An 18,342-nucleotide genomic window follows, 5' to 3' on the forward strand; every position below is an offset into this window, starting at 1 on the left:
GCTTGGGGCCGGACACCGACTTTCCGTTACTCCGTATGAGGTGTCCGGCCCCAAGCCATACCGTTGCGGACCCAAAAGCCGACAGACAAAAATGCCAAAACACAAGAGAGCCAAGACATGAGCACCGAAGCGACGCTGATCAAACAACACCTGATTGACCCGGAAATCTGCATCCGCTGCAACACCTGCGAAGCGATCTGCCCGGTGGGCGCGATCACGCACGACTCGCTCAACTACGTGGTCAAGGCCGACATCTGCAACGGTTGCATGGACTGCATCTCGCCATGCCCCACGGGCTCGATTGACAACTGGCGCATGGTGCCCAAAGCCAAGGCCTACAGCATCGAAGAACAACTCAAGTGGTTCGACTTGCCCGCAGAATTGAGCGCCGAAGAGCTCGCTGCCGCTGGTGGCCACGCCCATTCTGATGAAGCCATGGCGCAAAGTGTTGCGCAAGCCGCCGTGCAAGCCGCCTCTTCTTCGTCATCTGCCGTCAGCACAGCCTCCACCTCGGGTTTCAACTCGGCCCAGTTTGGCGCCACCATCCCGCCTTGGTCGGCTGCCCACGCCTACACCAACCTCTATGGGCCCAAGGCGCAAGATAAAACCATCACCGCCAGCGTGACAGGCAACCTGCGGGTGACCGAAGTGGGCTTGCAAGAAGGCCAACAAGACTACGACACACACCACATCGTGCTGGACTTCGGCAGCCTGCCCTTTCCGGTGCTCGAAGGCCAGTCGATCGGCATCATTCCACCCGGTGTGGACGCCAACGGCAAACCGCACCACGCCCGCCAATACTCCATTGCCAGCCCGCGCAACGGCGAGCGGCCGGGCCACAACAACCTGTCGCTCACCATCAAGCGCGTGCTGGAAGACCATGACGGCAAGCCGGTGCGCGGCGTGGCCTCTAACTTCATGTGTGATCTCAAGGTGGGTGAAAAAGTGCAGGTGATCGGGCCCTTTGGTGCCAGCTTTCTCATGCCCAACCATCCCAAGAGCAACATCGTCATGATCTGCACCGGCACGGGCAGCGCTCCCATGCGTGCCATGACCGAATGGCGTCGCCGCTTGCGGGCCAGTGGCAAATTCGAGGGCGGCAAACTCATGTTGTTCTTCGGTGCCCGAACACCCGCTGAGTTGCCTTACTTTGGTCCGCTCAACAACTTGCCCAAAGACTTCATCGACACCGAGTTCGCGTTTTCGCGCGAAGTGGGCAAGCCCAAGCGCTATGTCCAAGACGCTTTGCGCGACCGTGCCGCCGACATCGCTTTGCAACTCAAAGACCCGAACACCTGTTTTTATGTGTGTGGCCTCAAAAGCATGGAAGAGGGTGTGGTCATGGCCTTGCGCGATATCGCACAAAACGCGGGGCTCGACTGGGACAGCATCGGCGCGGCGCTTAAAAAAGAAGGCCGTCTGCACCTCGAAACCTATTGAGCCATTGGGCTACTGAGCATTCATGGCCAACGCCACGCACATTGACTTGACCGAAGTTCGCGCTCAGTTGCGCCAACCCCGCATCCAGCTCAAGGGCCGGCAGGTTGTGCCGGAGGCCCGAGCCGAAGTGCAAGCCCTGATCGGCATCCCGCCGGTTGAGGGCCACCGCCGCGATCTGCTGATCGAGCACCTGCACCAATTGAACGATCATTTTCATGGCCTGTTTGAGCGGCACATTGTGGCGCTTGCGGCTGAAATGCGCCTGCCTGTGGTCGAGGTGTTCGAGGTCGCCAGCTTTTATCACCACTTTGAGATCTTGCAAGACAAGCAAACCGCCCCGCGCCTCACGGTGCGTGTGTGCGATAGCTTGAGCTGCAGCCTCGCGGGCAGCAACAGCTTGCTGCGCCAATTGCAAAACGATCTGCTGGATGTGAAGGTGGTGCCTGTGCCCTGTTTGGGGCGTTGTGAGCAGGCACCCGCTGTGCAGGTCGGTCAACAAGCTGTGGCGCACGCCACGGTTGAAGCTGTGACACTGCGTGTGATCCACAACCAGACCGCGCCCAACGCCTTGCCGAATGCGCTTCGCTTGCAGGCCTATATGCAGGCCGGTGGTTATCAGCTGGCCTTGCAAGTGGCGGCCGGGTTGAAAGATCATGAATCCGTTATCCAGTGCCTGGAATCTTCGGGCCTGCGCGGATTGGGCGGCGCAGGTTTTCCGGCTGGACGCAAATGGCGCATTGTGCGCAGCCAACCTGGGCCAAGCTTGATGGCGGTGAACATCGACGAGGGCGAGCCTGGCACCTTCAAGGACCGCACCTGCCTGGAAGCCGATCCGCACCGTTTTCTGGAGGGCGTGCTGATTGCCGCCAGCGTGGTGGGCTGCGAGGCGGTTTACATCTATTTGCGTGACGAGTACCACGAAGCGCGTGTTTTGCTGACGGAAGAATTGGCTGCGCTGAAACTGAATCCGCCATGCGCACTGCCGCGCATCGAATTGCGCCGGGGCGCGGGTGCTTACATCTGCGGTGAAGAGTCCGCCATGATCGAAAGCATCGAAGGCAAAAGGGGCGAACCGCGCATGCGCCCGCCCTACATCGCCGAGGTCGGGCTGTTTGGCCGCCCCACGCTCGAGCACAACTTCGAGACGCTTTACTGGGTGCGCGAACTCATTGAACAAGGTGCAGAAAGTTTTGCATCCCAAGGCCGTCACGGCCGCCAGGGGCTGCGCCGCTTCAGTGTGAGCGGGCGCGTCAAGCACCCTGGCGTCAAGCTCGCGCCTGCAGGCATCACCTTGCGCGAACTGGTGCATGAATACTGCGGCGGCATGGCGGAAGGGCACACGCTGTACGCCTATTTGCCGGGTGGTGCCAGCGGCGGCATCTTGCCTACCCGTTTGGCCGATGTGCCGCTGGACTTCGACACCCTGCAGCCCCACGGCTGCTTCATTGGCTCTGCCGCCGTGATGGTGCTCGGCCAACACGACAGTGCCCGCGAAGCGGCTCTGAATGTGATGCGCTTTTTTGCGCACGAGAGCTGCGGCCAGTGCACGCCCTGCCGTGTGGGCACCGAGAAGGCTGCGCTGTTGATGGACAGTTCTGTGTGGGACGCCGACACCTTGCAAGACTTGGCGCAAGTCATGGGCGATGCCTCGATTTGCGGTCTGGGGCAGGCTGCGCCCAACCCGATCCGTTGTGTGCTGGACTACTTCCCACACGAAGTGGGCGCAGAGGTGAAAGCGTGAGCACCGTCCAATTCACGCTCAACGGTCAAAGCGTCGAAGCGCCCGCTGGCCATAGCATTTTCAACATCGCCAAAGAATTGGGCATTGCCATTCCGCACCTGTGCCACAAGGAAGGCTTGGCACCCGACGGCAACTGCCGCGCCTGCGTGGTGGAGGTGCAAGGCGAGCGCACCCTGGCCCCGAGCTGCTGCCGCAGCGCCACGCCCGGCATGAATGTGCGTACCGACAGCGAACGCGCGGTCAAAAGCCAGAAGATGGTGCTCGAGATGCTGTTGGCCGACCTGCCCGAGCAGGGGCACAAGTGGCTCGATGACCGCGCCGAAGCCCCGCATGGTGAACTGAGCCAATGGGTTGAGCACCATGGCGTGCAGGTGCGCCCGCAACTGGCGGCGCTGCGCCGTGAGGCTGTGCCCGCCGACCTGTCTCACCCGGCCATGGCCGTGAACCTGGACGCCTGCATCCAGTGCAACCGCTGCGAACGCGCGTGCCGTGATGTGCAAGTCAACGACGTGATTGGCCTGGCCTTTCGGGGCGCACACACGCAAGTGGTGTTCGACCTGGCCGACCCGATGGGCGGCAGCAGCTGCGTGGGCTGCGGCGAATGCGTGCAGGCTTGCCCCACCGGCGCGCTCATGCCCAAGAGCCACATGGGCCCGCAAAAAGTGGACCGCGAAGTTGATTCGGTTTGTCCGTTCTGCGGCGTGGGATGCTTGGTCACTTACCAAGTCAAAGACGAAAAAATCATCAGCGTCAAAGGCCGCGAAGGCCCGGCCAACGAAGGGCGCTTGTGCGTCAAGGGCCGCTTTGGCATGGACTACATCCACAGCCCAGACCGCATCACCCAACCGCTGATCCGCAAACCGGGCGTGGCCAAAGAACTGGGCTTGGTCGATGGTCATACCGACTGGCGCGAAGTCTTCCGTGAAGCCACTTGGGAAGAAGCGCTGGATTTGGCGACGCAGCCCCTGAATGCGCTGCGCGACCAACACGGCCCCAAGTCGCTGGCGGGTTTTGGCTCGGCCAAGGGCAGCAACGAAGAGGCGTATTTGTTCCAAAAGCTGGTGCGCACAGGTTTTGGCAGCAACAACGTGGACCACTGCACCCGCCTGTGCCATGCGTCCAGTGTTGCAGCGCTGTTAGAGGGCGTGGGGTCGGGTGCAGTCAGCAATCCGGTGCGCGATGTCGAACATTCCGATCTCATCCTCGTGATCGGCTCCAACCCCACCAACAATCACCCCGTTGCCGCCACCTGGATGAAGAACGCTGCCCAACGTGGCACGCGGATTGTTCTGGCCGACCCGCGCATCACCGACATCGGGCGCCATGCTTGGCGCACCTTGCCCTTCAAGGCCGATACCGACGTGGCCTTGCTCAATGCCATGCTGCACGTCATCGTCACCGAGAACCTGTGCGACGAGACCTTCTTGCGCGAGCGCGCTGACAACGTGGCCAAACTCAAGGCCCATGTGCAGGCCTTCACGCCCGAAGCCATGAGCGCGGTTTGCGGCATCCCGGCCGAGACCATTCGCGAAGTGGCGCGGGCCTATGCCAGCGCCAAGGCCGCCATGATTTTGTGGGGCATGGGCGTGAGCCAGCACGTGCACGGCACCGACAATGTGCGCTGCCTGATTGCGCTGGCGAGCATCACCGGCCAGATCGGTCGCCCCGGCACGGGTCTGCACCCGCTGCGCGGACAAAACAACGTGCAAGGCGCGAGCGACGCGGGCCTGATCCCGATGATGTACCCCAACTACCAACGCGTGAGCGACAAGTCGGCGCACGATTGGTTCGAGAAATTCTGGAACACAAAACTCGACGACCAGCCTGGTTACACCGTGGTGGAGATCATGCAAAAAGCGCTGGCCCCAGACAGCGACCCACACAAGGTGCGCGGCATGTTCATCATGGGTGAGAACCCGGCCATGAGCGATCCGGACTTGAACCACGCACGCCACGCCTTGGCCAGCTTGCAGCACTTGGTGGTGCAAGACATTTTTTTGACAGAAACCGCTTGGTTGGCCGATGTGGTGCTGCCTGCCAGCGCCTGGCCCGAGAAAACCGGTACCGTCAGCAACACAGACCGCACGGTGCAAATGGGTCGCCAAGCCGTGTTGCCACCGGGGGATGCCAAACCGGACCTGTGGATCCTCCAACAAATCGCACGGCGTTTAGGACTGAGCTGGGATTACCCGGGCGAACAAGAAGGCGTTGCCGCGGTCTACGAAGAAATGCGCCAAGCCATGACCCCAGCGATTGGCGGTATTGACTGGGCGCGCCTGAACGCAGGCTCGGTCACCTACCCTTGTGTGAGCGCCGAGGACCCGGGCCAGCCCATCGTTTTTGAAGACCACTTCCCGACCCAAGACGGTCGGGTGAAGTTGGTGCCGGTCGATTTGATCTCCGCAGCAGAGCTGCCCGATGCCGATTTCCCCTGGGTGCTCATCACCGGTCGACAGCTGGAACACTGGCACACGGGCAGCATGACGCGCCGGGCCACGGTACTGGATGCCTTGGAGCCTGCGGCCACGGCCTCGATGTGCGGGGCTGACTTGGCCCGCATGGGCTTGAAACCCGGACAGCGCATCCGCGTGGCCTCTCGCCGTGGGGCGGTGGAGATGCCACTGCGCCAAGACGACGGCACGCCCGTTGGCGCGGTTTTCATCCCCTTTGCTTATGTCGAAGCGGCTGCCAACGAATTGACCCATGCGGCCCTGGACCCTTTTGGCAAGATCCCTGAGTTCAAGTTTTGTGCAGTGCGCATCGAAACTTTGACGGGGACACACGCATAATCAGCCCCTTTGGGTCGGTCTGGTTGGTGCAGCGATGTCACCAACAGCGTCCACGGTCTGAGCTCATACAGGGTGAGAAGGTTACAAATGTCAGTTCACGTTTTGTCTGAAATGGCAGTGCTGATGCGGCGCGAAGCCGTGCAAGGTGCGATGGCGCGCTGGCAATCGCACCGTTGGTTGTTGGCCGATGTGGTGCCCCAGGAAGAAAACTTTGGCCGGGAGCCACGCCGTTTGCGCCAGACCGAGGATGAGTCTCTTTGGCTTTATCCGGGCTGGCCCCTGGAACTGTTCTCGGACGATGCCGAGGGTTATTGGCTCAACGCGACTTCGCCAACGCCGTGCTTTTTCGTCATGTGGCGCATGGTGGAACCTGAGGATGGGGGCGAGCCTGTGGCTGTGCCGCAAGCCCTGAGCCTGAGTTACCACGACGCCGGCCGATGGTTGGATGCGCAAGAGACGGTGGAAACGGTGCCATTGCCCACTGAATCAGTGGGATGGTTGAAAGACTTTTCGACCCAACACTTTGTGCCTGAAGAAAAAAAACGACAGCGCCCCCAAAGTTTCATGCGATTGACCGATCGGTTTGGCCAGCCGGCATCGGTCAGCACGGACAGCAAACGTAAAGGCTCGGGGGGCAAGTCATGAGCGATCATTTCTTCAGCCGATGGTCGCGCCGCAAGCAAGGCCTTGAGACGACCGAACCTGTGTCGCCCAAGACGGACAACAGCACAGCTGCTGCGGTTGGCGCCAAGCCCGATCATGTGCCCGCCCCATCTTCTGCTCCCCTGGCTGCAGGCGCCGCGAGCACCACACCTGCGCCCGATCCAGCGGCGCAGCGCCCGCCCTTGCCCACCTTGGACGATGCGAGGGCTTTGACACCGTCATCCGATTTTCAGCCCTTCATGCAGCAAGGTGTGGCCGCCGATGTGCGCAACACAGCGGCTAAAAAACTCTTCACCGACCCCCATTTCAACGTGATGGACGGATTGGACATTTACATCGGTGACTACAACACCCCCGATCCCTTGCCCCCAGGCATGTTGCAAAAGATGGTTGGTGCGCAATTTTTGAACCTCTTTCCACCCAGCAGTGACGCTGCAGCAGAACCTGCCATGGCCGATGCCGCCTTGGGCGATGCTGTCCCCATCGGTGATTACCCTGATGAAAGTCCCGCCTTGCCAGAAGGCTCGGCCAATGTGGCACAGTCGCCGCAAGCTTTAGACACGCCTGACCTGCAGCACGCCGCCGTGCAAACACCACAATTGGCCCCAGAACATGACCACCCTGATTTGCAACTGCAACCAAACCATGCCCCTGCAAGCCCAAGCCCTGGGCAAAGCACTGGGTGAAGATTTAACGCTGCACACCACCTTGTGCCGCCGTGAGGCGGGCCAATTTCAAAAAGCCGTGAAAACCGGCGAGACCGTGGTGGTGGCTTGTACCCAAGAAAAACGCCTTTTTTCTGAATTGGCCGAACAAACCGAAGGCGCTGTTTCGCCCATCCGTTTCGTCAACATTCGAGAGACCGGTGGTTGGGGCCGCGAGGCCGAGCACGCCACGCCCAAAATGGCCGCACTGCTGGCCGCAGCCCGTTTGCCTGAACCCGAGCCGGTGGCCACGGTCACCTACAAAACGGAGGGCCGTGTGCTCATCATCGGCGCGATCGATGCCGCCGAACGTGCTGCCAGTTTTTTGGCCGATGCCATGCAGGTCACGATTTTTGCTCAAGGCCCAGGCAGCGCCGGCGGTCGCCAAGAGCGGCGCTTCCCGGTGGTGGCGGGTCGCTTGCAAAGCCTTAAAGGGTGGTTGGGTGCTTTTGACGTGTCTTGGGACGCCAGCAACCCGATTGACTTGGACCTGTGCACCCGCTGCAACGCCTGCGTGACAGCCTGCCCCGAGCAGGCCATTGGTCTCGATTACCAAGTGGACTTGTCGCGCTGCACCGCGCACCGCGAATGCGTCAAGGTGTGCGAAGCCGCAGGTGCCATCGACTTTTCGCGCGATGCCCGTCCGCAAAGCGAGCGCTTTGATGTGGTGCTGGACTTGCGCGGCGACAAAGCCTCTCCCACTTTCACATCGCACGCCTTGCCCCAAGGTTACTTCCGCTGGGATGGGCAAGACCTGCAAACCCTGCTCAAGGTGCGTGAACTGGTGGGCGAGTTTGAAAAGCCACGTTTTTTTGCCTACAAGCAAAAGCTCTGCGCCCACAGCCGCAACGAACAAGTCGGCTGCAGCGCCTGCATCGACATCTGCTCGGCCGAAGCCGTGCGCTCGGACAAAAGCCGCCAGCAAATCGTGGTCAATCCCAACCTGTGCGTGGGCTGTGGCGCTTGCACCACGGCTTGTCCCACAGGCGCGCTCACCTACGCTTACCCGCGTCCGGCAGAGCAGGGCGCCAAGATCCGCAGTTTGCTCACGGCCTATCAAGCAGCGGGCGGGCGTGATGCCGCTTTGCTTTTGCACAGCCAAGAAAAAGGCCAGAGCCTGATCGATGAGTTGGGCCGGGGTGCGCAGCTGGGGGTCATGCAAGGCGTGCCGGCCCGCGTCATGCCGGTGGCCTTGTGGCACACCGCCAGCGTGGGCATGGAGCTTTGGTTGTCGGCAGTGGCCTATGGGGCACGCCAGGTCATGGTGCTGATCACCGCGGAAGAAGCGCCGCAATACCGGGCTGCACTCATGGAACAAATGGCCGTGGCCCAAAGCCTGCTTCATGGCTTGGGCTACACCGGGGTTCACTTCCAATTGATCGAGGCTAAAACGGCCACGGCTTTGGACGCTGATTTGCAGCGCTTGGCTGCCCGCACCCTCAAGGCCTCGACTTTGCCCACAGGGCCCGCCGTGGCGGCCCGCCATGCCGTGCAGGCCGAAAAACGCAGCAATCTGGAGCTGGTGATTGACCACCTGATGGCCCAGTCCCCGGTCATGGCCATGGACGAGGCCACTCGCCCCAAGGCGCTTGATTTGCCCGCTGCCGGATCGCCTTTGGGCAGCATCACGGTGGACGGCAGCCAATGCACGCTGTGCATGAGTTGTGTGGGGGCTTGCCCTTCGTCTGCCTTGCAAGACAACCCTTTGCAGCCTGAACTGAAGTTTGTTGAGAAAAACTGTGTGCAATGCGGCTTGTGTGCCAAAACTTGTCCCGAAAACGCCATCAGCCTGCAGCCACGCTTGTCTTTGGTGCCCGAGCGCGCCCAACCACGGGTGGTGCACAGCAGCCCGCCTTATGCCTGTATCCGCTGCGCCAAGCCCTTTGGCACCCTCAAGGCGATTGAGACCATGCTGGGCCGCCTCACAGGCCACAGCATGTTCCAAGGGCCAGCCCTGGAGCGCCTGAAAATGTGCGGTGACTGCCGAGTGATTGACATGTTCAATGACGAGAACCAGGTGCGCATCACCGATGGCCAGTTGCCCCCCAAAACCCGATAAGTTGTTGCCATGAGCCAAGACCTGAACCTGTCCGCCCACAGCCATGCGCTGGACGAAGAGACCGCACGCGCAGAGATTTACGGCCTGCTGTCCCAGCTTTTTTATGCGGCGCCTGCGGCTGAGCTGTTGGGCCAGCTGCAAGTGGCCGTCACTGAGGCCCCTGATGCAGGTGCTTTTCTGGAGGAGCCTTGGCGTGAATTGGTGGCCTGTGCGCGTAGCCTCAGCCACGACCAAGTGGTGGCTGAGTACAACCGCCTGTTTGGCGGCGTGGGCAAGCCCGAGGTTTATCTGTATGGCTCCCACTACCTGAGTGGTTTTTTGAACGAAAAACCGCTGGTGAAACTGCGCGACGACTTGGCGACCTTGGGCCTGGGTAAAGGCGAAGGCATGTCGGACACCGAAGACCATGTGGCCTATGTGTTTGAAGTCATGCGCTACCTGATTGCCGGGGACGATGTGGCGGTGGCCAACCTGACGCAGCAGTTGGGGTTTTTCAGCCAGCATGTGCAGCCTTGGGTGCCGCACATGTGCCAAGTGCTGCTGTCCCATCCCTCTGCCACTTTTTATGCCCGGCTGGCCGCATTCACCGAAGCCTTTCTGAGCGTGGAGCTGCAAGGCTTCGATTTGGTGGCTTGATTGAAATTTTTGACGCTTCAAATTGAAAATACCGACAAATCGATTAAGGGTTTTCACTAGGGGGTGGGTGTTGAGGGCGATGCATAATCGAAAACCAAGCGGTAATTTTTCGCGCTTGAAAGTTCAACAGGAGACACCATGACCCAAGTTCAACAAGAAGTTCAATCCTCGGCCAGCCAAACCCCTGATGCCAGCCGTCGCCGTTTCTTCGGCAAAGCCGCAACTGCAGCGGTTGCAGCCCCTTTGATGGGTGCGCCCATGATTGCCGTGGCCCAAGCCCCCATTGTGTTCAAGATGCAAGGTTCTTGGGGCACCAACGAAATTTTCAGCGAGATGGCGCAGCAGTACGTCACCCGCGTCAATGAAATGTCTGGCGGCCGCCTGAGAATCGATTATTTGCCCGCAGGTGCTGTGGTCAAGCCTTTTGAAATCATCGACGCCGTGAGCAAAGGCGTGCTCGACGGTGGTCACCATGTTTCCGGTTACTGGTACGGCAAAAACAAATCGGCTTCTTTGTTCGGCACTGGCCCCGTGAGCGGCGCCACACCCGAAATCGGCTTGAGCTGGATTCAAGCAGGTGGTGGTCAGCAACTGTGGGACAAGCTGGTTGCCAAGATGAACTTGAACGTGGTCGGTTTCTTCTCCTTCCCCATGCCTTCCCAGCCTCTGGGTTGGTTCAAGAAGTCTCCACCCAAGAAGGCTTCTGACCTGAAAGGCTTCAAGTACCGCACCATCGGCTTGGCGGCCGACATGTTGCAGGAAATGGGCATGGCTGTGGCGCAGTTGCCAGGTGGTGAGATTGTGCCCGCCATGCAGCGCGGTGTGATCGATGCCTTTGAGTTCAACAACCCCACCGCCGACATGCGTTTTGGTGCGCAAGACGTGGCCAAGTTCTACTCCATGGGTTCCTTCCACCAGGCGCAGGAATTCTTTGAAATCATCTTCAACAAAGACAAGTACAACGCCTTGCCTGCTGACCTGAAGGCTGTGTTGAAGTACGCTGCCGAAGCTGCCTCAACAGCCTCCACGGCTCTGGCCCACGAGAACTACTCGAAGGATCTGCAAGAGCTGATCGTCAAGCACAAGGTGCAGGTTTCTCGCACCAGCGCCGATGTCTACAAGGGCCAGTTGGCTGCTTGGGACGTGGTCACGGCCAAGTTGGAGAAAGAAGTCGACATGTTCAAGGAAGTGAACGATTCGTTCAAGGCCTGGTCACGCCGCGTGGGCTTCTACCACTTCACCAACGAAGCCAACTACCGCATGGCTTACGAGCACGTGCAGAAGACCAAACTGCCAGTCTGATCGTAGAGTCCCCCTGAAGGCTGTCGGAATCCTTTCCGGCAGCCTTTGTTTTTGTTTGTCTAGAGGTAAGTCGCATGGAAATATGGATTCGAAGGATTGACATCCTCAACAAGTCAATAGGTCACGCATTTTCTTGGTGTGTATTGATCCTGACCGCATCCACCTGTTTTGAGGTGTTCATGCGTTATGTGCTGAACAGCCCCACGGTGTGGGCGTTTGACATGAGCTACATGCTCTACGGTGCCATGTTCATGATGTCAGGTGCTTATGCCCTCTCGCGCAACTCGCATGTGCGCGGCGACTTCTTTTATCGCAACTGGTCCAACCGCACACAAGCCAAAGTGGATTTGGCTTTGTATTTTGTGTTCTTCTTTCCGGGCATCTTTGCCATGGTGTTCACCGGTGGCCAGTACGCCTACGAAAGCACGCGCATTCTGGAGTCCAGCGTGAACAGCCCAGCAGGCGTGCCTGTTTGGCCCCTGAAGTCGATCATTTTTGTAGCCGGTGTGACCTTGCTGATTGCGGGTGCCGCCGAGGTCATGCGTTGCCTGGTGTGCATCCGCACGGGCGAGTGGTTGTCGCGCGGCAGCGATGTCGAAGAACTTGAACAAGTGTTGATCCAACAACACGCTGAGAAAGCCTCATCATGAGTGATCCGTTTGTCGCCCTCCTAATGCTGGGGCTTTTCATTGTCTTTATCTTTTTTGGTTTCCCGATCGCCTTCACCATGATGGCCATGGGCATGGGCTTTGGTTTTTACGCCTATTTCACGCCCGACCAGTTGATTTGGGACAACCGCATCTTGTACCTGTTCACGCAGAACACTTTCAGCGTGATGAACAACGATGTGCTCATATCGATCCCCTTGTTTTTGTTCATGGGTTACATCATCGAGCGCGCCAACATCCTGGACAAGTTGTTCTTGAGTTTGCAGGTCGGCTTGCGTGCACTGCCTGGCTCCATGGCCGTGGCTGCATTGGTCACTTGTACGCTGTTTGCGACAGCCACCGGCATTGTGGGCGCGGTGGTGGCCCTGATGGGTCTGATCGCCTTGCCGGCGATGCTCAAAGCCGGTTATGACGAAAAACTGGCCAGTGGTGTCATCACGGCCGGTGGCACTTTGGGCATCTTGATTCCACCCTCCATCTTGCTCATTGTGTATGCGGCCACAGCCAGCGTGTCGGTGGTCAAGATGTACGCAGCGGCCATCATCCCTGGCTTCACCTTGGCATTTTTGTACCTAATCTACATCATTGTGCGTGCCACGCTCAACCCCTCTTTGTGTCCCAAGCCCAAAGATGTTTACGATTACTCCGTCTGGGAAAGCGTTGTCATGGTGGTGAAGGCCTTTGTGCCTTTGGCGGTCTTGATCATGTCGGTGTTGGGTTCCATTTTGTTTGGTTTGGCGACACCCAGCGAAGCGGCCGCCATGGGCGTGTTGGGCGGCATCATCTTGGCGATCGTCTACCGCGCCTTCACTTGGCAGCGTTTGCGCGAGTCGGTTTACCTCACGGCCCGCACCTCGGCCATGGTGTGTTTCCTGTTTGTGGGTTCGGCCACTTTCGCCTCAGTGTTTGGTTACTTGGGCGGTGAGAATTTGGTCAAGGACTTCATGTTGGCCTTGAACCTGTCGCCTTTGCAGTTCTTGTTGTTGTCACAGTTCTTGATTTTCATCTTGGGTTGGCCTTTGGAGTGGAGCGAGATCATCATCATCTTCGTGCCCATCTTCTTGCCTTTGCTGCCCCTGTATGGCATCGACCCGATCTTGTTCGGCATCTTGATCGCCGTGAACTTGCAGACCGCTTTCTTGACCCCGCCAATGGCGATGTCGGCCTATTACCTGAAAGGGGTTGCACCCAAGAGTCTGCAATTGAACACCATCTTCAGTGGGTGCATGCCTTTTGTGTACATCATCTTGTTCACACTGGCGATGACCTATGTGTTCCCAGCCATGGTGACCTATTTGCCAGAGGTGTTCTTCGACCAGTCGGTGGAGATGGAGCGCGATCCTAACGACGAGTCCGTGGTCAACCCCGACTTCTTCAAGACGAACTGATGGTCGATTCGACAAAAAATGTGTCCGATTTGACCGCTTTGGAGGTGCGCGAGCACCTGCTCAGCGGCCAGGAAACGGTGCAGGAGTTCATCGCCAAGCTCGGGCGCTTTGTGGACGGTGCAGACCAGGCCATCCACGCCTTTGCGCACCGAGATGACCGTGTGGTGGACCTGCAGGCGGACAATTTGCAGCGCGACCGGGCTGCAGGCCATTTGCCGGGCGCCCTGTTTGGTGTGCCGGTGGGGGTCAAGGACATCATCGACACCATGGATTTTCCGACCGAGTACGGCAGCGTCATCCATGCGGGGCGCTATTCGGTGGGCGACGCCACTGTGGTGTCTCGCTTGCGCGCAGCAGGCGCGGTGATTTTCGGCAAGACCGTGACCACCGAATTTGCCACCACGCAGCCAGGCCCCACGTGTAACCCGCACAATTTGGCCCACACACCGGGCGGCTCGTCCAGTGGCTCGGCTGCGGCCGTCGCAGCGGGCATGGTGCCGGTGGCGTTGGGCACGCAGACCAATGGGTCGGTTATTCGACCTGCGTCGTTTTGTGGTGTTTACGCGTTCAAGCCGTCGCGTGGTCTGTTGCCGCGTACCGGTGTGCTCGACCAGTCGCCCTCGCTGGATGAAATTGGCGTCTTTGCGCGCAACCTGGAAGACATTGCCAAGGTCACTGAAATCATGTCGGGTGACGATGGTCACGACAGTGCCAGTGCGCGTCAAAGTCCCCGTCGGCTCTACGATGTGGCGGTGTCCGAGCCGCCCTTGAACCCTAAGTTTTGTTTTGTCAAAACCCCTTGGTGGGACGATGTCGAACCTGAGGCGCGCGAGGCCTACGAGGCTTTTGTGGCCCACATGGGCGATCATGTTGAAATGGTTCAGCTGCCCGACATCGTGAAAAAAGTGGCCCCTTGGTTGGTCACCATCAACGAAATCGAATTGGGCGTGTGCTTGCAAAAAGAGTGGCTGAACCACCGCGATCTGCTGAGCGAGCCTTTGCGTGCGCGCGTCGAGAAATCGATGACCCTGTCCGGCACCGATTACCTGATCGCCAAAGACCGCATGTTCCACGTCATGAACGCGTTTGATGAGTTCTTTGCGACTTACGATGCCATTTTGTGCCCAGCCGCTTTGGGCACAGCGCCGCAAGGCCTGGCCTCGACGGGCAATCCGATCATGCAAACGGTGTGGAGCTTTGCGGGCTTGCCCAGTGTCAACTTGCCGCTGCTGACCTTGTCCAATGGTTTGCCCTTGGGGGTTCAGTCGGTCGGTGCTTACCAAAACGATGCCCGCTTGCTGCGCTCTTCGCGCTGGCTGGTCTCTGAATTTATCCAAAGGAATATGGCATGAAATCGCTTGAACGCTTCACTGGCCTCTTAGGTCTGGCTTTGGTTGCAGCATTCCTGCTGCCCTATATTTACAAGTTGCCCCAGTTGGACATCACCCTCATCTTGTTGGGGGGGTTGGGTTTGGCTGTGTTTGATTATTTGTCTTCGGGCAAAGACGATAAAACCGAGTGATCGCGCCACAGGCCTGAGGGTCCTGTGTATGCCACCACACAGCAACTTGGGTTTTCCTTGAGATTCGCGTCACCAAGTTGACATGTCTTTCAAGCACCCAAGGGTTTTCACCTTGATGAGTTGGTGATGGGGGACATACCATCCTCAGCTATGCAAATCTTTGCATGATTTTGCTTTTTTGAGCTTGCCCTGACTTTTCATTTTTCGGAGTGCTCGATGTCTTCCAAAACTTCAAACCTTTCACGTCGTTCCCTGTTCTCGGGCGCAGCCACCGTGGGCGCTGTGGCTGCTGCCACTGCCGTTTTGCCCGGTGTGGTCAGCCAAGTGGCGCCTGCTGCACCGGCCACCCCAAAGCCCACCCGCGGTGGTGGTTACTCGCTGAGCGAACACGTTCAGCAGTACTACAAGACCACACGGGTCTGATTCTTTTTTCGCGTTCATCTCTGTTCACTCCCAACTGGAGCCCTCCATGTTGCTGACCAAAAAACAATCTGGCACCTCGGGTGCTGTTTCTTCTCCGTTCATCCACAGCCTGCGCCGTGGTTTGTCGCAGGCTTTGCCCACCTTGGACCGCCGCAGTTTCTTGCGCCGTTCAGGTTTGGGGGTCGGTGTCGGTTTGGCTGCTTCGCAGCTCACGCTGGTGCAAAAAGCCCATGCCGGCAAAGGCACTTCCATCGTGGGTGCCGGCAAAGTTGAAGTCAAACGCACCATTTGCACCCACTGCTCCGTCGGCTGCGCTGTCGATGCGGTGGTCGAAAACGGCGTTTGGGTTCGCCAAGAGCCCGTTTTTGACTCCCCCATCAATCTGGGCGCCCATTGCGCCAAAGGCGCCGCTTTGCGCGAGCACGGCCATGGTGAGTACCGCCTGCGCTACCCCATGAAATTGGTCAAGGGCAAATACGAGCGCATCAGCTGGGACACGGCCCTGACCGAGATCAGCGCCAAGATGCTGGAGCTGCGCAAAGCCAGTGGCCCAGACAGCATTTATGTGGTGGGTTCGTCCAAGAGCAACAACGAGCAAGCCTATTTGCTGCGCAAATTCGTGAGCTTCTGGGGCACCAACAACTGTGACCACCAAGCGCGTATTTGCCATTCGACCACGGTGGCCGGTGTGGCCAACACTTGGGGCTACGGGGCGATGACCAACTCGTACAACGACATGCAAAACAGCAAGGTCGCCATGTACATTGGCTCCAACGCCGCCGAGGCCCACCCGGTGTCCATGTTGCACATGCTGCACGCCAAGGAAAACGGCTGCAAGATGATCGTGGTTGACCCCCGTTTCACCCGCACAGCCGCCAAGGCCGATGAATACGTGCGCATCCGCTCGGGCACAGACATTCCTTTCTTGTTCGGTTTGATGTACCACATCTTCAAGAACGGTTGGGAAGATAAAAAGTACATCAACGACCGTGTTTTTGGCATGGATGCGATCAAGACCGAAGTCATGGCCAAATGGACGCCTGACAAAGTCGAAGAAGCCTGCGGTGTCAAAGAAGACCAAGTCTTCAAGATCGCCAAAATGCTGCACGAGAACAACCCCGGCACCATCGTCTGGTGCATGGGCCAGACCCAGCACACGATTGGCAACGCCATCGTTCGCGCCTCTTGCCTCTTGCAACTGGCCTTGGGCAACGTGGGCAAGACCGGTGGTGGCACCAACATCTTCCGCGGCCACGACAACGTGCAAGGCGCCACCGATGTCGGCCCTAACCCCGATTCTTTGCCCGGTTACTACGGTTTGGCCGAAGGCTCTTGGAAGCACTTTGCCAACGCTTGGGGCGTGGACTTCGAGTGGATCAAAAAGCAGTTCGCCTCACCTGCCATGATGGGCAAAAACGGCATCACCGTCTCCCGTTGGATCGACGGCGTGCTCGAAAACAACGAGCTGATCGACCAAGACAGCAACCTGCGCGGTGTGTTTTATTGGGGTCATGCGCCCAACTCTCAAACCCGCGGCTTGGACATGAAGCGTGCCATGGACAAGCTCGACTTGTTGGTGGTGGTCGATCCTTATCCGTCGGCCACTGCGTCGATGGCGGCCATGCCTGGCAAGCCAGAAGACCTGAACCCCAACCGCGCTGTTTATTTGCTGCCTGCCTGCACGCAGTTTGAGACCTCGGGTTCTTGCACGGCCTCCAACCGCTCTATTCAGTGGCGTGAGAAGGTCATTGAGCCTTTGTGGGAGAGCCGTTCTGACCACATGATCATGTACCAATTGGCGCAAAAACTGGGCTTTGGTGCTGAGCTGGTCAAGAACTACAAAATGCAAAAAGTCGGCGGTATGGACGAACCCATGCCCGAGGACATCCTGCGCGAAATCAACAAGTGCGTTTGGACCATTGGCTACACCGGTCAAAGTCCGGAGCGTTTGAAGGCCCACATGAAGAACATGCATGTGTTCGATGTGAAGACCCTGAAGGCCAAAGGCGGCAAAGACAAAGAAACCGGTTACGACTTTACCGGTGACTATTTCGGCTTGCCATGGCCTTGCTATGGCACGCCTGAACTCAAGCACCCAGGCTCGCCCAATTTGTACGACACCTCCAAGCACGTCATGGACGGCGGCGGCAACTTCCGCGCCAACTTTGGTGTGGAGCGCGATGGCAAGAGCCTCTTGGCCGAAGACGGATCCCATTCCTTGGGTGCCGACATCACCACCGGTTACCCAGAACTCGACCACATCTTGCTCAAGAAGTTGGGTTGGTGGGACGAGTTGACCGAGGCTGAAAAAGCCAAGGCCGAAGGCAAGAACTGGAAGACCGATTCTTCGGGCGGCATGATCCGCGTGTTCATGAAAGGCCACGGTTGCCATCCTTTTGGCAATGCGAAAGCGCGTGCGGTGGTCTGGAACTTCCCCGACCCGATCCCTCAGCACCGCGAGCCTTTGTATGGCACGCGCCCGGACCTGATGGCCAAGTACCCCACGCACGACGACCGCAAAGCCTTCTGGCGTTTGCCCACCTTGTACAAAACCGTGCAAGACAAAAACATCGCCGACAAGTTGCATGAGAAGTTCCCGCTCATCATGACCTCGGGTCGTTTGGTCGAGTACGAAGGTGGCGGCGAAGAAACCCGTTCCAATCCTTGGCTGGCTGAATTGCAGCAAGAGATGTTTGTGGAGATCCATCCCAAGTCGGCTGCAGACCGTGGCATCCGCAATGGCGAGCGTGCATGGGTGACTTCACCCACGGGTGCGCGCATCAATGTGCAGGCCATGGTGACCGAGCGTGTGGCGCCCGATACCGTGTTTTTGCCCTTCCACTTCTCTGGCCGTTGGCAAGGTGTTGACATGCTGCCGCACTACCCTAAGGGTGCAGCGCCCATTGTGCGGGGCGAGGCGGTCAACACGGCCACCACCTATGGTTACGACAGCGTCACCATGATGCAAGAGTCCAAGACCACCATCTGCAACATCGAAAAAGCCTAA

At 58.7% G+C, this 18,342-nt stretch carries 14 protein-coding genes; all 14 read left to right on the forward strand.

Annotated features, from left to right (window positions below):
- The first annotated feature begins 117 nt into the window (after positions 1 to 117).
- The 14 genes from boxA (at position 118) to B472_RS04380 (ending at position 18,342) form a co-directional block, all read left to right on the forward strand.
- Positions 118 to 1,440 (forward strand): benzoyl-CoA 2,3-epoxidase subunit BoxA, encoded by a 1,323-nt coding sequence (gene boxA, locus B472_RS04320; protein WP_026039293.1) that lies wholly within the window; start codon positions 118 to 120, stop codon positions 1,438 to 1,440.
- Between the two features lie 22 nt (positions 1,441 to 1,462).
- Complete coding sequence (locus B472_RS04325; RefSeq protein ID WP_019425729.1) at positions 1,463 to 3,181, forward strand: NADH-ubiquinone oxidoreductase-F iron-sulfur binding region domain-containing protein; 1,719 nt, start codon at positions 1,463 to 1,465, stop codon at positions 3,179 to 3,181.
- Positions 3,178 to 5,970: a formate dehydrogenase subunit alpha gene (gene fdhF, locus B472_RS04330; RefSeq protein ID WP_019425730.1), complete on the forward strand. Its 2,793-nt coding sequence runs from the start codon at positions 3,178 to 3,180 to the stop codon at positions 5,968 to 5,970. Before B472_RS04325 ends, fdhF begins: the two co-directional genes overlap by 4 nt.
- 87 nt (positions 5,971 to 6,057) lie before the next feature.
- Complete coding sequence (locus tag B472_RS04335; protein ID WP_026039295.1) at positions 6,058 to 6,615, forward strand: DUF3305 domain-containing protein; 558 nt, start codon at positions 6,058 to 6,060, stop codon at positions 6,613 to 6,615.
- The gene (locus B472_RS04340) at positions 6,612 to 7,319 is read left to right on the forward strand and encodes a DUF3306 domain-containing protein (RefSeq protein ID WP_019425732.1); all 708 of its coding nucleotides are present in this window, start codon (positions 6,612 to 6,614) and stop codon (positions 7,317 to 7,319) included. Before B472_RS04335 ends, B472_RS04340 begins: the two co-directional genes overlap by 4 nt.
- Positions 7,279 to 9,396 (forward strand): 4Fe-4S binding protein, encoded by a 2,118-nt coding sequence (locus B472_RS04345; RefSeq protein WP_019425733.1) that lies wholly within the window; start codon positions 7,279 to 7,281, stop codon positions 9,394 to 9,396. Before B472_RS04340 ends, B472_RS04345 begins: the two co-directional genes overlap by 41 nt.
- 9 nt (positions 9,397 to 9,405) lie before the next feature.
- Positions 9,406 to 10,032: a molecular chaperone gene (locus tag B472_RS04350; RefSeq protein ID WP_019425734.1), complete on the forward strand. Its 627-nt coding sequence runs from the start codon at positions 9,406 to 9,408 to the stop codon at positions 10,030 to 10,032.
- A gap of 138 nt (positions 10,033 to 10,170) precedes the next feature.
- The gene (locus tag B472_RS04355) at positions 10,171 to 11,334 is read left to right on the forward strand and encodes a TRAP transporter substrate-binding protein (protein ID WP_019425735.1); all 1,164 of its coding nucleotides are present in this window, start codon (positions 10,171 to 10,173) and stop codon (positions 11,332 to 11,334) included.
- A gap of 143 nt (positions 11,335 to 11,477) precedes the next feature.
- Positions 11,478 to 11,984 (forward strand): TRAP transporter small permease subunit, encoded by a 507-nt coding sequence (locus tag B472_RS04360; RefSeq protein ID WP_019425736.1) that lies wholly within the window; start codon positions 11,478 to 11,480, stop codon positions 11,982 to 11,984.
- The gene (locus B472_RS04365; protein ID WP_081504918.1) at positions 11,981 to 13,390 is read left to right on the forward strand and encodes a TRAP transporter large permease subunit; all 1,410 of its coding nucleotides are present in this window, start codon (positions 11,981 to 11,983) and stop codon (positions 13,388 to 13,390) included. Before B472_RS04360 ends, B472_RS04365 begins: the two co-directional genes overlap by 4 nt.
- A complete protein-coding gene (locus B472_RS04370) occupies positions 13,390 to 14,742 on the forward strand; it encodes an amidase (RefSeq protein WP_019425738.1) in 1,353 nt (450 codons plus the stop codon). The genes B472_RS04365 and B472_RS04370 overlap by 1 nt, the downstream gene beginning before the upstream one ends.
- The gene (locus B472_RS17075; protein WP_019425739.1) at positions 14,739 to 14,912 is read left to right on the forward strand and encodes a hypothetical protein; all 174 of its coding nucleotides are present in this window, start codon (positions 14,739 to 14,741) and stop codon (positions 14,910 to 14,912) included. Before B472_RS04370 ends, B472_RS17075 begins: the two co-directional genes overlap by 4 nt.
- A gap of 216 nt (positions 14,913 to 15,128) precedes the next feature.
- Entirely contained in the window at positions 15,129 to 15,335 is a 207-nt protein-coding gene (locus B472_RS04375) for a hypothetical protein (RefSeq protein WP_019425740.1), read from the forward strand.
- 46 nt (positions 15,336 to 15,381) lie between these two features.
- Complete coding sequence (locus B472_RS04380) at positions 15,382 to 18,342, forward strand: formate dehydrogenase subunit alpha (protein ID WP_019425741.1); 2,961 nt, start codon at positions 15,382 to 15,384, stop codon at positions 18,340 to 18,342.

Source organism: Limnohabitans sp. Rim28 (genome assembly GCF_000293865.2).
Lineage (GTDB): Bacteria > Pseudomonadota > Gammaproteobacteria > Burkholderiales > Burkholderiaceae_C > Limnohabitans_A.

What these genes read in the sequence shown, in the direction of transcription:
- boxA (WP_026039293.1), top strand. Translation starts at nt 118, where the DNA reads ATGAGCACCGAAGCGACGCTGATCAAACAACACCTGATTGACCCGGAA.
- B472_RS04325 (WP_019425729.1), top strand. Translation starts at nt 1,463, where the DNA reads ATGGCCAACGCCACGCACATTGACTTGACCGAAGTTCGCGCTCAGTTG.
- B472_RS04335 (WP_026039295.1), top strand. Translation starts at nt 6,058, where the DNA reads ATGTCAGTTCACGTTTTGTCTGAAATGGCAGTGCTGATGCGGCGCGAA.
- B472_RS04340 (WP_019425732.1), top strand. Translation starts at nt 6,612, where the DNA reads ATGAGCGATCATTTCTTCAGCCGATGGTCGCGCCGCAAGCAAGGCCTT.
- B472_RS04345 (WP_019425733.1), top strand. Translation starts at nt 7,279, where the DNA reads ATGCCCCTGCAAGCCCAAGCCCTGGGCAAAGCACTGGGTGAAGATTTA.
- B472_RS04350 (WP_019425734.1), top strand. Translation starts at nt 9,406, where the DNA reads ATGAGCCAAGACCTGAACCTGTCCGCCCACAGCCATGCGCTGGACGAA.
- B472_RS04355 (WP_019425735.1), top strand. Translation starts at nt 10,171, where the DNA reads ATGACCCAAGTTCAACAAGAAGTTCAATCCTCGGCCAGCCAAACCCCT.
- B472_RS04365 (WP_081504918.1), top strand. Translation starts at nt 11,981, where the DNA reads ATGAGTGATCCGTTTGTCGCCCTCCTAATGCTGGGGCTTTTCATTGTC.
- B472_RS04370 (WP_019425738.1), top strand. Translation starts at nt 13,390, where the DNA reads ATGGTCGATTCGACAAAAAATGTGTCCGATTTGACCGCTTTGGAGGTG.
- B472_RS17075 (WP_019425739.1), top strand. Translation starts at nt 14,739, where the DNA reads ATGAAATCGCTTGAACGCTTCACTGGCCTCTTAGGTCTGGCTTTGGTT.
- B472_RS04375 (WP_019425740.1), top strand. Translation starts at nt 15,129, where the DNA reads ATGTCTTCCAAAACTTCAAACCTTTCACGTCGTTCCCTGTTCTCGGGC.
- B472_RS04380 (WP_019425741.1), top strand. Translation starts at nt 15,382, where the DNA reads ATGTTGCTGACCAAAAAACAATCTGGCACCTCGGGTGCTGTTTCTTCT.